11 protein-coding genes and 2 riboswitches are annotated in these 13,801 nt (G+C 65.8%); of the genes, 8 read left to right on the top strand and 3 right to left on the bottom strand.

Annotation, left to right across the window (positions count from 1 at the left end; translation table 11 throughout):
- Positions 1-60: 60 nt before the first annotated feature.
- The 4 genes from FNL14_RS11855 to FNL14_RS11840 all read left to right on the top strand — a co-directional run bounded on the left by FNL14_RS11855 (position 61) and on the right by FNL14_RS11840 (position 4,164).
- Positions 61-1,173, top strand: coding sequence for an FAD-binding oxidoreductase (locus FNL14_RS11855; RefSeq protein WP_142060275.1), 1,113 nt, complete (start codon positions 61-63; stop codon positions 1,171-1,173).
- A gap of 11 nt (positions 1,174-1,184) precedes the next feature.
- On the top strand, positions 1,185-2,396 hold the full coding sequence (gene hutI, locus FNL14_RS11850) for an imidazolonepropionase (RefSeq protein ID WP_142060273.1): 1,212 nt from the start codon (positions 1,185-1,187) through the stop codon (positions 2,394-2,396).
- A gap of 97 nt (positions 2,397-2,493) precedes the next feature.
- The gene (locus tag FNL14_RS11845; RefSeq protein WP_142060271.1) at positions 2,494-3,282 is read left to right on the top strand and encodes a DeoR/GlpR family DNA-binding transcription regulator; all 789 of its coding nucleotides are present in this window, start codon (positions 2,494-2,496) and stop codon (positions 3,280-3,282) included.
- A gap of 102 nt (positions 3,283-3,384) precedes the next feature.
- On the top strand, positions 3,385-4,164 hold the full coding sequence (locus tag FNL14_RS11840; protein WP_142060269.1) for a CPBP family intramembrane glutamic endopeptidase: 780 nt from the start codon (positions 3,385-3,387) through the stop codon (positions 4,162-4,164).
- Positions 4,165-4,397: 233 nt separating this feature from the next.
- Here the strand turns inward: FNL14_RS11840 and FNL14_RS11835 are convergent, their stop codons facing one another.
- Positions 4,398-5,981, bottom strand: a complete 1,584-nt coding sequence (locus FNL14_RS11835; RefSeq protein ID WP_142060267.1) for an HNH endonuclease signature motif containing protein — start codon at positions 5,979-5,981, stop codon at positions 4,398-4,400.
- Positions 5,982-6,424: 443 nt separating this feature from the next.
- Positions 6,425-7,063 (bottom strand): VOC family protein, encoded by a 639-nt coding sequence (locus FNL14_RS11830; RefSeq protein WP_091418275.1) that lies wholly within the window; start codon positions 7,061-7,063, stop codon positions 6,425-6,427.
- A 166-nt stretch (positions 7,064-7,229) separates the two neighbouring features.
- Positions 7,230-7,346, top strand: a riboswitch (SAM riboswitch).
- A 44-nt stretch (positions 7,347-7,390) separates the two neighbouring features.
- Here FNL14_RS11830 and FNL14_RS11825 point away from each other — a divergent pair.
- The 4 genes from FNL14_RS11825 (at position 7,391) to FNL14_RS11810 (ending at position 12,869) form a co-directional block, all read left to right on the top strand.
- Positions 7,391-8,716 (top strand): bifunctional o-acetylhomoserine/o-acetylserine sulfhydrylase, encoded by a 1,326-nt coding sequence (locus FNL14_RS11825; RefSeq protein ID WP_091418273.1) that lies wholly within the window; start codon positions 7,391-7,393, stop codon positions 8,714-8,716.
- A gap of 132 nt (positions 8,717-8,848) precedes the next feature.
- Positions 8,849-8,964: riboswitch (SAM riboswitch) on the top strand.
- A 12-nt stretch (positions 8,965-8,976) separates the two neighbouring features.
- Complete coding sequence (locus tag FNL14_RS11820; protein WP_142060265.1) at positions 8,977-10,092, top strand: homoserine O-acetyltransferase; 1,116 nt, start codon at positions 8,977-8,979, stop codon at positions 10,090-10,092.
- A gap of 177 nt (positions 10,093-10,269) precedes the next feature.
- Positions 10,270-11,652 (top strand): MFS transporter, encoded by a 1,383-nt coding sequence (locus tag FNL14_RS11815; RefSeq protein ID WP_091418270.1) that lies wholly within the window; start codon positions 10,270-10,272, stop codon positions 11,650-11,652.
- 98 nt (positions 11,653-11,750) lie between these two features.
- Positions 11,751-12,869: an alcohol dehydrogenase catalytic domain-containing protein gene (locus FNL14_RS11810; RefSeq protein ID WP_142060263.1), complete on the top strand. Its 1,119-nt coding sequence runs from the start codon at positions 11,751-11,753 to the stop codon at positions 12,867-12,869.
- 22 nt (positions 12,870-12,891) lie between these two features.
- Here the strand turns inward: FNL14_RS11810 and FNL14_RS11805 are convergent, their stop codons facing one another.
- Positions 12,892-13,791 carry a LysR family transcriptional regulator gene (locus tag FNL14_RS11805; protein ID WP_142060261.1) on the bottom strand — a complete coding sequence of 300 codons (900 nt, stop codon included), beginning with the start codon at positions 13,789-13,791 and terminating at the stop codon, positions 12,892-12,894.
- Positions 13,792-13,801 lie beyond the last annotated feature (10 nt).

The following is a 13,801-nucleotide window of genomic DNA, read 5'->3' as shown; positions in this document are numbered from 1 at the left end:
AGCCTAACGACGCAGCCTGCGGGCGGTCACAGCCCGGCTTAACTCTGCAAGGATGAAGGCATGGCAGCACACTACGACGTCCTGATTGTTGGCGGCGGCATCGCCGGGTTGTCCCTTGCCTCTGCCCTGGCAGGGAATTGCACCGTTGCGCTGGTGGAGGCGGAGCAGGAGTTGGCGTACCACACGTCCTCCCGCTCCGCCCGCCAGCTCATCCCCAGCTACGGCCCGGCAGTGGTCCAGGAACTGACAGTCCGGACCCTGGAACTGATTGCAGCGCGCGATGCCGAACTGCCCGAGCCGGTGCTCGCGCCGCGCAGTTTTATGCTGATTGGCACGGAGGACGCGGTGGCAGCCGAAGCGAGCGGGCACATGCGGTCCATCTCCCCGGCCGAAGCGCTGGAGCTTTGCCCCGCGCTCATCCCGGGAACATTCAGCGCCGCCGGACTGGATACCGGCTCCTTCGGCTGCAACGCCCCCCTGTTGCTGGAGGATCACCGCCAGCGCGCGCTCGCCGCCGGCGTGGACATCATCACCGGCGCCAGGGTCCACTCCGCGCAGCGCCTTGGCTCCGGCTGGCAGGTGGGCGCCGGCATGGAAGCCTTCGAAGCCGGTGTCCTGGTGAACGCTGCCGGCGCATGGGCCGATGAACTGGCCGTCATCAGCGGGGTGGAGAAGCTCGGCCTGCAACCGTACCGGCGCACTGCGGCGATTGCCGCCGTCGAACGCCCCCTGCCTGAACACAGCCCCATGGTGGCGGCAGCGGACAACACGTTCTACTTCCGCCGCGACGGCGGGGACGTCCTCATCTCGCCCTCCGAAACCGTGCCCAGCGGGCCCGAAGACGCCAAGCCCCGGCCCGGGGACATGGAGCGCCTGGTGGCCCGGCTGAACCAGGTGACCACCCTGGGCATCACCGAGGTCCGCAGGGCGTGGACGGGGCTGCGGACGGAAGCGGCCGACGGCGTGCCGGTGGCCGGTTTCGACGCAGAAGCGCCGGGATTCTACTGGCTCGCCGGCCAAGGGGGTTACGGCTTCCAGACTTCAGCGGCAATGGCGGAACTGGCCGCCGCCCAGATCCTTGCGGGCCAGAGTACGACTGAACCAGCGGGGACGGGTCCGGCATCCCGGACAGCGCAGGCGCTGGCGGCCACCCGCTGGTCCGTCCGGCGCTGAAGAATGGTCCTATGAGCACCCTGATCACCAATATCGCCGAGCTGATGACCCAGGACCTGGACCACCGGGTCTTGAAAGATGCCGCTGTGGTGATTGAAGACGAGCGGATTTCGTGGGTTGGTGCTGCAGCCGACGCTCCCGCTGCGGATGACGCCGTCGACGCGGGCGGACGTGCTGTGCTCCCCGGGTGGGTGGACTCGCACACCCACCTACTGTTTGCTGGCGACCGGACGGCCGAATTCGAGGCGCGGATGGCGGGTGAGTCCTACTCCGCCGGCGGCATTGGGGTGACCATGAACGCCACCAGGGCAACGTCCGACTTCGACCTCACCCGGCTGGCGCTCGGCCGGGTGGCCGAAGCCGTCTCGCAGGGAACCACCTACCTTGAGACCAAGACCGGGTACGGCCTGGACGTTGAGCATGAAGCCCGGAGCGCGCGCATCGCCTCCACGATTGCGGACCAGGTGACCTACCTTGGCGCACACCTTGTCCCCGCCGGGCAAGATCCGGACGACTACCTGGACCTTGTGTGCGGACCGATGCTCGCGGCCGTGCGTCCATATGCGCAGTGGGCCGACGTGTTTTGTGAGACGGGGGCGTTCGATGCCGAGCAGTCCCGCCGGGTCCTGCTGGCCTGCCGCGACGCCGGCCTGGGACTGCGCGTCCACGGCAACCAGCTCGGCGAGGGGCCCGGTGTCCAGCTCGCGGTTGAGTTCGAAGCCGCCAGTGTGGATCACGTGAATTACTTGGCCGACAAGGACGTGGATGCCCTGGCCGGGACCTGGGCCCGGTGGGATGCCGCCACCGGAACCGGTACCAGAGGCACGGTGGCAACATGCCTGCCCGCCTGCGACCTTTCCACCCGCCAACCGCTTGCCCCGGCGCGGGAGCTCCTCGACGCCGGAGTCCAGGTTGCGCTGGCGTCCAACTGCAATCCGGGCACGTCCTACACGAGCTCCATGGCCTTTTGCGTGACGACGGCGGTGCTGCAGATGCATCTGAGTGTCCACGAAGCCGTGCGCGCTGCCACTTACGGCGGGGCTCTTGCGCTCGGGAAGGCCAAGGGGAAGGACGCCGATGGCGAACGGGCGGTGGGTTCCATCGCCGTCGGACACCGTGCTGACCTTCACCTGCTGAACGCTCCGTCCGCGACGCACCTCGCGTACCGCCCCGGCATGCCGCTGACGTACGCTGTATGGCGGGCCGGAGCCCGTGCTCGCTGACCTATTGGTCTAAAGTGACGTTAGATGATCATTTGGGTTCTGTTATGATCAGAAAGCGTCATCGAAGCTGGTGGCGCGAGTATCTGGAGGCACTTGCATGACCCGCACCGACCGTTTGACGGCAATCCTCGACCTCCTCGCCAAGACCGGTCAGGTGGAGGTCGACGAGATCGTCAGCACCCTCCACGTCTCGCCTGCCACTGCCCGGCGCGACCTGGACAGCCTGGCCAAACGCCGGCTGCTCACTAGAACCCGTGGTGGGGCCACAACGGGTGCTCTTGCCTACGACCTGCCCGGCCGGTACAACCGGGATGATCACGCCGAGGCCAAGCAGCAGATCGCCCAGGCCGCGTCCCGCCTCATAGCTCCCGGCGCCGTCATCGGCCTCTGCGGTGGCACCACCAGCACCGTGCTGGCGCAGATCCTGGCAACCCGCGAGGACCTCAATGCGCCCTCCAACCAGCCCACCCTGACAGTGGTCACAAACGCCATCAACATCGCAGGGCAGTTGGCCGTGCGGCCCAACATCAAGGTCATGGTCACCGGCGGCATCCTGAACCCGAGGTCCTACGAACTGGTGGGCCCCTACACGGACATCATCATGCAGAAGGTGGTTCTGGACATCGCTTTCATCGGTGTCAACGGCATCGACCCCGAGGTGGGACCGACCAATACGGGGGAGGGCGAAGCCTCGGTCAACGCCCTGCTTGCGAGCAGGGCGCGCGTCTCGTACGTGCTTGCGGACTCGTCCAAGGTGGGGGTGCGCGCCTTCGCCACCATGGACGGGTACAACTTCACCCGGCTGATCACGGATTCGGGAATCTCGGCGCAGGACAAGGCCGCGTTCGAGGCCAACGGCACGGAAGTGATTGTCGCCGGCAGCTGAAGCTTTGAGCTGGAACCCTGCGTAGGCGCTGATCCCGTGCCGCTACGTGGGACCGCCGGGGCCAATCAGCCCGGATCCAGAAACTGCAGGCAAGATGGGTACATGCTGGTTCCCTCCCGCCGTCGCCTGCGGATCGAAGTCTGGATTGTCTTAGGCCTGTCCTTGGGGCAGTCTGCCGTGTACTCAGTGGTGCAACTCCTGGACAAGATGACCCGGGCGCCGCTGGCGGAAGGCACCTCCACTCTCAACCGTTCGCAGAGCGCGCGGGAGTATTTCGACCTCACCTACCAGCTGCTGGACATCATTTTCGCGCTGGTGCCGGTGCTGCTGGTGATCTACTTCCTCACCGACCAGCGGCAGGCGGCGGCGGGCGACGGCGGCAACCCTGGGTCCGCATTCCGCAAGCTGGGCTTCAACTTCGCACGCCCGGGCCGGGACATGCTCCAGGGCCTGGGACTGGCGGCGCTGATCGGCATCCCGTCCCTTGGCCTCTACGCGGCGGGCAGGGCGCTGGGAATCACCACCGCGATCATTCCGAGCGCACTGGACGCCTACTGGTGGACGGTCCCGGTGCTGATCCTGTCCGCGATCCGCCACGCCGTGGTGGAGGAAGTCATTGTGGTGGGGTACCTGCTGGACCGGTTTGGGAAGTTCGGCTGGAGCGTGCCGCTGTCTATTCTGGTGAGCTCACTGCTGCGCGGCAGCTACCACCTGTACCAGGGCTTCGGACCATTCATCGGCAATTTTGTGATGGGGGTGGTCTTCGCGTGGCTGTATACCCGGACGCGGCGGGTAATGCCGCTGGTGATCGCCCACGCACTCCTGGACATCGTGGCGTTCGTGGGATTCAGCCTCTTCGGCAGGGCGGTCGGGCTGGGTTAAGGCAGGCAAGCGGACGCAGCCCAAACTGAAGCAGCCAGGTTGATGCGGCCGCCCTGACACCGTCACGCTGACGCGGCCCAGCTGACACGGTTAGGCCTGAAGCGGCCCAGCTGACAAAGCAAGGTTCGGTCGACCACTGTTGAGCCTTGTCGGAGTGCTTCACCCGCCCAGCCCCGTATGCCGGCATGCGTGATCTGCAGGTCGTCGGACGGCCCTCTTAGATTCCGGGTTCGCTAAGAGCGGCCGTGGAGGAACCGTTCGAGTTCTTCTTCTCCTGGGGAGGGGCCGTAGACAAAGTCCGGGGGCAGGCAAGTTGGATTGAGGCGGACAGGCAGCAGTTGCTCTGGCGGCTGTTGTCCTGGCTTCGATTGTTGTGGCCAGTGGGGTGGTTCCCAGTCCTGGTGTTCGCTTTTGTAGTGCCGGCCTGTGGGTGAGGTCCAGCCGGGTGGTTCGGTTTTCGTGGCCGGGGTGGGTTTCCAGCCGCTGGTGTGGCGGAGTGTGTGGTGCTTCGGGCAGGGTTGTCCCAGGTTAGAAATCCCCGTACTGCCGCCTTTATCCCAGGCGAGGACGTGGTCGGCCTCGTTGTCCAGGGATGGGTTGTTGCAGCCGGGGAAGGGGCATTTGCCGTCCCGCAGCCTCAGCCATTGCCGCATCGCCTTGCTCACCCGGTAGCTGGTCCGGCCAATCTCCAACGGTGCGCCGTCCCGCGGATCTACCAGCACACGGTAGAACGAGGCGGCACCATCAGCGATGAGCCTGCGCGCCATCGAGGGCGGAATAGGCCCATACCCGTCCAGCATTGCCGGCTCATCAGTCTGGCCCATCAGGGAGAGGGTCGGCACGGTGACCAGCACCTGCGCCCGGATCCCCGGCAACGGGCCCGGCTCCGCAGTGGCGCTTGTTCCGGCATCGGCACCGATGCCGGTGCCGTTGCCGTTGCCGTTGCCGTTGCCGGGCAGAGTAGGGATTCCGTCGGCACCGCCTGCATGGGCACGCCCGGAGTGGTTGCCGCTGCCAAGAATCGCTTCGGTAAAGTTGTCGGCCGTCAACTGCGTGAGGGTGCGGGGCTCGTCGGGTCCTTGCATCCCGCGGGCGAGGGCAGTGAGCCGGTTCCAGCCCGCCATCGCCTGGTCCGCGGGCAGGCAGGCTGACAACCACGCCATCCCGTCACGGTCCGGCCGGTATTCCGCCCGCCGGTCCGCCACACCCTTGGCATGGCGCTTCTCCAGGCTCTCCGGGTGGTGGCGCTCCCGCCAGTTCCTGGCCTTGGCACGGAACCGGTAGGCGGGCAGCTCCCCGATCGGGGCGGCCGTAGCCGGCCTGGGCACATCGGGGTCCAGGAAGTGGGCCTCGAGTGCGGCGGCTCCGGCGGGGTCAAGGCCGGCGGTTTCCTCCACCACGACCAGGGCATGCTGCCAGGTGATCGTCCCGGACTGCAGCGCCGAGAACGCCAGCGGCAACTCCTTGGTCACGGCGTGGGAGGCGGCCAGGAACGCGCCGGCTGCCCTGGGACCGAGGGCCAGGAGGGCGCCGATTTCCGCGGCGACAGCCATTTCCAGTGCCTGCACCGGCGTGTCCGGCCCCGCAATGGCGTGGGCAGTCTCCGCGTACGTCACGGCAGCCCGGGCCTTCACAGCGGCGAACCCGGCCTCCGCCACTCGCGCCCCGGCAAGAATGTCAAGGCACCCATCCGCCAAACCGGCAAACGGATCAGCAGCCGAGTATGGCTCCGAACCACACCCATCCACCTCGGAATTGAGCACAGCAAGGGCGGCCTTGATGTCCTCAAACGCCTTCACCACCGCCGCTTTCCCCATAAACCAATCATCGTGAGGGGGTCTGACAAAACAGGGCCTTCAGAAGCTATCCCAGGGAATTTCTTCAAAATTTTTTTGGCGTTTTCCATGAAATCCCAGGACACCAGGTGATGGCGCGTTGTGGGGAAAGCTGCGGGAGGTGGTGGCGCGTTGCGGGGAAAGCTGCGGGAGGTGATGGTGGGTTGCGGGGAAAGCTGCGGGAGGTGATGGTGGATTTCTCTTCAACCCGGAAATCGGGATCCTTCGGACGATCGGGGAATATGGCTGCCGGCCCAGACTCAATCCCGGACGGGTCCGGAAAATGGATTCGGCCGCCATCAACTGGTGACGCCGTTGTCACCGGCTGATGGCGGCCGAAGTTTGGAAGGACAGGGTGCCCAGGCGATAACCGGGGCGCACCACTACGACGCCCGGGCGGGACGGCCCGGGCATCGGACGGAGGGTCAGATGGTGACGGCTCCGCTGGCGGTTTCGAAAGTGACGGACAGGATGCCGGGCGTACCGTGCGGCGCCACCCAGTCAACGGCTACGTCTTCGAGGGGCTTTTCCACCGGCTCGCCCAGCCACTCGGTGACCCGTGCAGCCGACCCGGCAATGGTGAGGCAGCTCATCTTGACGTTGCTCTCGTAGGCGTTGGACGGGTGCAGGGACGGATCGCCCTCCCACTTGAGCATGTAGGGAACCTGGGGGTCGGCGATCAGGCCGAGGATCCCGATCTGCTTCCAGACCAGTTCGCGGCCGTCAGGAAACTTGCGGTTGCCGTTGACGGCCGAGCGTCCAAGCCGCTCTTCAAACGGGGCGAGGTCGTCCACTTCGACGCACCAGCCCATCCAGCCGCCGCCCGCAGCAGACCGGGCACGCACGGCCTGTCCAAACGGCGCCTTGTCCGAAGCAGGGTGGTCCAGGACCTCCACGACTTCGAGGTATTTGTGCCCGGCGAGGGGGATGATCATGTTTCGGGTGCCGAACCGGGGGTGTACCCCGCCCTTCACTGCCTCGACGCCGAGGGCAGAAGAAATACGTTCGGTGGTGGCCGCCAGGCCATCGTGTTCACAGGCGTAAGAGACGTGATCCATGCGCATGCCATCATCTTGGCACTTTGTGATCGGGCTCTCAGCTAAGGGTACCCTTACTGGGATTTTCGCTGGTCAGCCCCCACAAATTCGCACCAGGGCACGTAAAGATGTCCAGGACCATGTTCGTCACAATGCTGTCGGGCGTACTCTGCGTGTTCCTACACTGGGTTCAGGTCATGAGTGCCAGCGCCAAGCCCCGGCTCGCTGGCCGGCAACCCTCCAACCGCGGTGGGGTGCCCCGGGTGAGGACCTGGCTGTCCGGCAAGAGGCCGGATGGCAAGCGCGGCCCGCAGTGCTTCGAGCATGCCGGGCCCATGTCAAAGGAGCCTTGAATTGTCCAACGGATGGTCCTTCGAAACCCGCCAGATCCACGTCGGCCAGGAGCCGGACAGCGCTACCGGCGCCCGCGCCCTCCCGATTTACCAGACCACGTCCTTTGTGTTCCCCAGCGCGGAAAGTGCCGCCAACCGCTTCGCCCTGGCCGAACTGGCTCCCATCTATACCAGGATCGGCAATCCGACCCAGGAGGCTGTGGAACAGCGGATCGCCAGCCTTGAAGGCGGCCTGGGGGCCCTGCTGCTCAGCTCCGGACAGGCCGCAGAAACATTCGCCATCCTGAATATCGCCGAGGCCGGAGACCACATCGTGGCGAGCCCAAGCCTGTACGGCGGTACTTACAACCTCTTCGCCCACACTTTGAAGAAGTTCGGCATCTCGGTCACCTTCGTTGCGGACCCGGACAACCTGGACCAGTGGCGCGACGCCGTCCAGCCCAACACCAAACTCTTCTTCGGCGAAGTAGTTTCCAATCCCCGCCAGGACGTCCTGGATATTGAGGGGATCTCCGAGGTGGCCCACCGGGCAGGCGTGCCGCTGATCGTGGACAACACCCTATCCACCCCGTACCTGATCCGCCCGCTCGAATGGGGCGCGGACATCGTGGTGCACTCGGCCACCAAGTACCTGGGCGGCCATGGTTCTGCCATCGCCGGCGTCATTGTCGACTCCGGGAAGTTCGACTTCGGCAAAGACCCCGAGAAGTTCCCGGGCTTCAACACCCCGGACCCCACCTACAACGGGCTGGTCTACGCCCGCGACCTTGGCGCCGATGGAGCACTGGGCGCCAACCTCTCCTACATCCTCAAGGCCCGCGTCCAGCTCCTGCGCGACCTGGGTTCGGCAGTGTCGCCCTTCAATGCCTTCCTGATTGCCCAGGGCCTGGAGACATTGAGCCTGAGGGTGGAACGTCACGTGGCCAATGCCACCGAAGTTGCGCGCTGGCTGGAAGGAAGGGACGACGTCGAATCCGTCGCCTACGCGGGCCTGCCCTCCAGCCCCTGGTACGAACGGGGCCGGAAGTACGGACCCAAGGGGACCGGTGCCATCGTCTCGTTCAACCTGGCCGGCGGGGCCGAGGCGGGCAAGCGCTTCGTGGACGCGCTGGAACTGCACTCCCATGTTGCCAACATCGGCGACGTCCGCTCCCTGGTGATCCATCCGGCGTCGACCACCCACAGCCAGCTCTCGCCGGAACAGCAGGCAGTTGCGGGCGTCACCCCCGGCCTGGTGCGCCTTTCCGTGGGAATCGAGCACATCGATGACATCCTGGCTGACCTCGAAGCCGGCTTCCGCGCGGCCAAGGAGGCCAGCGGCGCCTGACCACAGGCACCAACGTCGCCTGACCACGGGCACCAGCGGCGCCTGACGAGGGCACCAGCGGCGGCAAGCCGGCAAGTCACAACCAGTCACACTCTTGGCGGCAGGCGGGGGCTGTTTCGTACACTCAATGCAGGTCATGAGTGCCAGTGACAGCCCCGGCTTGCTGGCCGGCAACCCTCCTTCCGCGGTGGGGTGCCCCGGGTGAAGACCTGGCCTGCCGGTCAGACGACGGCAGGCAAGCGCGTAGAAGAGGTCTTGCCATGACGGTTACCGTCACCCGTACCACTGTCCCCGAACACGGGATTGTCCGCTATGCCTCCATTGGGGATTTGAAGCTGGAGGGCGGCGGCTACCTGCCGGATGTCACCCTGGCCTACGAAACCTGGGGCACGCTCAACGCGGACGGCAGCAACGCTGTACTGATCGAGCACGCGCTCACCGGCAGCACGCACGTGACCCGCGGCGACACCACCGAAGAAGGCTGGTGGGAGCAGCTCGCAGGCCCCGGCGCTCCGGTGGACACCGACCGGTTCTTTGTTGTCTCCATCAATATTGTGGGCGGCTGTTACGGGTCCACCGGGCCGTCCTCGCCGGCACCGGACGGCAAGCCGTGGGGCTCCCGTTTTCCGCTGGTAACCCTCCGGGACAGCACCGTTGCGGAGGCCCGGCTGGCTGACCAGCTGGGCATCACCAGCTGGTTCGCGGTGCTGGGCGGATCCATGGGCGGAGCACGGGCCCTGGAATGGGCCGTGACGTATCCGGAACGCGTGCAGCGCTGCGCCGTGATTTCCGTGGGGGCCGCGAGCACCGCTGAGCAGATCGCCTTCGCCCAGGCGCAGACGCTCGCCATCCGCCAGGACGCCAACTTCAATGGCGGCGACTACTATGGCGGCCCACTCCCGGAGGCGGGCCTGGCCCTGGCCCGGCGCATAGCCCACATCACGTACCGCTCACCGGGGGAGCTGGACGGCCGCTTCGGCCGGACACCGCAGGCCCCGGAATCGCCGCTCCAGGGCGAGCAGATCGCGGCCCGCGGCCGGTACCAGGTGGAGAGCTACCTGGACCATCAGGGCAGCAAACTCGTCCAGCGGTTCGACGCCAACAGCTACATCGCCATTACCGAAGCGCTGATGAGCCACGACGTCTGCCGCGGCCGCGGGCCGCTTGAGCAGACCCTGTCCCGTGCCGGTGCGCGCTTCTTCGTGGCTGCCGTGGATTCGGACCGGCTCTACTTCCCGTCCCAGTCCCTGGAACTGGCCCGCGCGCTCCCGGGGGACGTGGAGGTCCACTTCATCGAGGCACCCATCGGGCATGACGGATTCCTCACTGAAATCGGCCAACTGGGCAACCAGCTCCGGGTGCACCTCTCGGCATAACCGGCCTGCCATCCACAGGATGTGCATAAATGCAGATAGGCTCTGCAGGATTCGCCGTTGAGCTCTACGGATTGGCGGACGATACTCATTTGGACCCGGCGGCGCGTGGCCAAAATCACACGTACCCGCCTTAGCCTGTCCCAGTGGCGTCGAAGAGGACGCCGAAGGAGTTCATTAATGAGTACGGAAAAGTCCGCCGCACAACGGTCCGGGGAAACCGATGTCAAGGCGTCAGGCCTGCGAAAAGTTGTAGCAGCCTCCATGGCCGGAACGGTGGTGGAGTGGTATGAGTTCTTCCTGTACGCCTCAGCAGCCACTTTGGTGTTCGGGAAGATGTTCTTCCCCAATTCCGGAACCGAGCTGGACGGCATCATTGCGGCATTCGTCACGTACGCCGTCGGCTTCGTTGCCCGGCCTGTAGGCGGCATTGTCTTTGGCCACTTCGGGGACAAGTTCGGCCGGAAGCAGCTCCTGCAGCTGAGCATCATCCTGGTAGGCGTGGCCACCTTCCTGATGGGCTGCCTGCCAGGTTTCGCCCAGATCGGTTACTGGGCTCCGGCGGCACTGGTGTTCCTGCGCTTCGTCCAAGGGTTCGCCGTGGGTGGTGAATGGGGCGGGGCTGTTCTGCTCGTTGCCGAGCACAGCCCCAACAAGTCGCGTGGTTTCTGGTCCAGCTGGCCGCAATCCGCCGTCCCGATGGGCAACCTGCTTGCCACCGGCGTGCTGTTTATCCTGTCCTCCACCCTTTCGCAGGAGGCGTTCCTCGGCTGGGGCTGGCGCGTGGCCTTCTGGCTCTCGGCAGTGATCGTGGTTATCGGCTACTACATCCGCACCAAGGTCCAGGATGCGCCCATCTTCCTGGAGGCCCGCAGGGAGGTCACGGAAGAGAAAAAGGGGTACGGCGTAGCCGAGGTCTTCCGCCGTTACCCGAGGGGTGTCTTCACCGCCATGGGCCTGCGTTTTGCCGAGAACATCCTCTATTACCTCGTGGTGACTTTCTCAATCACCTACCTGAAGGTCGTTGTCCAGACCGACACCTCCCGCATCCTGCTGCTGCTGCTCGTGGCCCACTTCATTCACTTCTGTGCGGTCCCGCTTGTTGGAAAAATGTCTGATGCCTTCGGCCGCCGCCCGGTCTACATGGCGGGAGCTGTCCTGGGCGGAACGTGGGGCTTCTTCGCGTTCCCCATGATGGACACCGCCAACGACCTCGTCATCCTGGCCGCCATCACCATCGGCCTGCTGTTCCACGCACTCATGTACGCCGGGCAGCCGTCAATCATGGCTGAAATGTTCCCCACCAGGATGCGGTATTCGGGCGTTTCGCTCGGCTACCAGGTGACCTCGATCGTGGCCGGTTCGCTGGCACCGATCATCGCCAGCTCGCTCCTGGGCAGCTTCAAGTCCTCCACCCCGGTGGCCCTCTACCTGCTGGGTGCCTGCATCGTCACAGCGGTCTCTGTCCTCTTCCTCAGGGAGACCCGCGGAATCTCGCTGCGGGACGTCGACGCCGCGGACGCCCAGGGCACGGCTGACCTTCTCGCAGCCACCAAGAAGTAGTCCGCGCGGAACATCAAGACGGAAATGGCAGCTGCCCGGACCGGACGTCCCGCCGGTCCGGGCAGCTGTCTGCCCCCAATTTCAAGGTAAGGAACCTCATGCGAGCAGCCGTCCTATATTCCACCGTTCCCGCCGGCACCAGCTACGGCGAAGCGCAGCCGCTGGTGGTCCAGGAGCTCAGCCGTCCCGAACCCCGGGCCGGCGAACTGGGCGTCACTGTCGCCTACTCCAGCCTGTGCCACTCAGACTTGTCGGTAGTGGACGGTTCACGCGTCAGGCCGCTTCCCATGGCGCTGGGCCACGAGGCCGTGGGACGGGTCGCCTCTGTAGGCGAAGGCGTCACGGACGTGTCCGTGGGGGACCACGTGGTCCTCGTGTTCGTCCCGAGCTGCGGTTCCTGCCGTGCTTGCCGTGCGGGGCGGCCCGCCCTGTGCCACCGCGCGGCCGAGGTCAACGGTTCCGGCGACCTTTTGCATGGCGAGGCCCTGCTGCGCACGCCCGAAGGGGAGCGGATCAACCATCATCTGGGGGTTTCGGCGTTCGCGGATTATGCCGTGGTGGCCCGTGAATCGGTAGTGGTGATCGACGACGACGTCCCCGACACCATCGCGGCGATGTTTGGTTGCGCCGTGCTCACCGGGATGGGTGCCGTCCTCAACACCGCGGCGGTTCAACCAGGTCAGTCCGTAGCCGTTTTCGGCCTCGGGGCCGTGGGACTTTCGGCAGTCATGGCTGCGGCGCTCGCAGGCGCCTCAGCGGTCATTGCCATCGACCCCAACACCAGCAAGCACGGGCTCGCCATGAAGTGCGGGGCAACAGCCGTGGGAACTCCCGACGATGCTGCCCGGCTGATCGCGGATGCTGCAGGTGATGGCGTGGATACGGCCGTAGAAGCTGTGGGCTCAGCCCGGGTCATCGCATCATGCCTCGAGCACGTGACCCGTGGGGGCGCCGTGGTCTCGGTAGGGCTGCCGCATCCGACGGCGGAACTGACGGTGCCTGCGCTCCAGTTTGCCGGAGCGGGCAAGCGGCTGCTGGGCTCGTACATGGGCGATGCCGTACCGAACCGGGATATCCCTCTCTACCTGGGGTACTGGCGCGAAGGCCGGCTGCCCGTTGAGCTGCTGCACACCGACACCAGGCCCCTTGCCGAGATCAACGAGGGCCTCGACGCACTCGCCGCAGGGCAGGTGGTGAGGCGCCTTTTCCAGGCCTGACAATTGCCGTGGATGCCAGGACCTAGGCTGCCAGTAGATCCTGCCGTTCCGCCACTTCTTCCTTCAGCGCAGCAATCACGGCCTGAACCCGGGCGGACCGCAGCGATTCCGGCCGTGCCACGGCCCAGACGGGAATCTGGCGCTGGAATGCGTCCGGGAGCACCGGAACGAATTCCGGACTCTGCGCCACCATAAAGTTCGGAAGCAGTCCTATCCCGCCGCCGCGGCGTACCGCCTCAACCTGGGCAAAGATGCTGGTCGCCTGGAAGCTGGATTTCGGCACCGGAAGCTGCGAGGACCGGTGTCCCAGTTCGGCAACCTGGAGTGCCGACTCAACGTAAGAGACGAAGCCGTGCTGCCCCACGCCGTCGGGCGTTTCCGGTAAGCCGCGCTCCTTTGCGTAGTCATGGCTGGCGTAGAGCCGAAGGAAGTAGTTGGTCAGGAAGATGGCCTGGGCATTGTTCACGTCCGTGCGGCCCACCACCACTTCCAGGTCCACGCCGGAGCGGTTCTGGCTGACCTTGCGTGTGGCGCTGAGCATTTCCACGTTCAGCAACGGGTGCCGCTGCTGGAGGCGGACCAGCGCAGGAGTCACGAACTCGGCGCCGAAACCGTCAGAGGTGCTGATGCGCACCATGCCGGACACAGCGTCCCGGTCCTGGCCCACAACGGCGGCCAAAGAACCGAGCGTGTCCTCGATCGTTTCCGCCGCGGCCACGGCCGACGCGCCAAGCTCCGTCAGCTCCCACCCGTGCGGGCTGCGCTCCAGCGTGCGGCCGCCCAGTTGCTTGTCGAGGGCAAGGATCCTCCGCGAGATGGTGGTGTGCGTGGTGCCCATCGTTTCGGCGACGGCGTTGAAGCGGCCCAGCCGGGCCACCGTGAGCAAGATCAGCAAGTCGTCCGGACTCGGAAGCCGCGCCACCCGGTATCCC

The sequence above is a fragment of the Pseudarthrobacter sp. B4EP4b genome (assembly GCF_006680095.1).
GTDB lineage: Bacteria > Actinomycetota > Actinomycetes > Actinomycetales > Micrococcaceae > Arthrobacter.
Note: the sequence above shows the minus strand (reverse complement) of the source record. Positions and strands in the feature narration are given on the sequence as shown.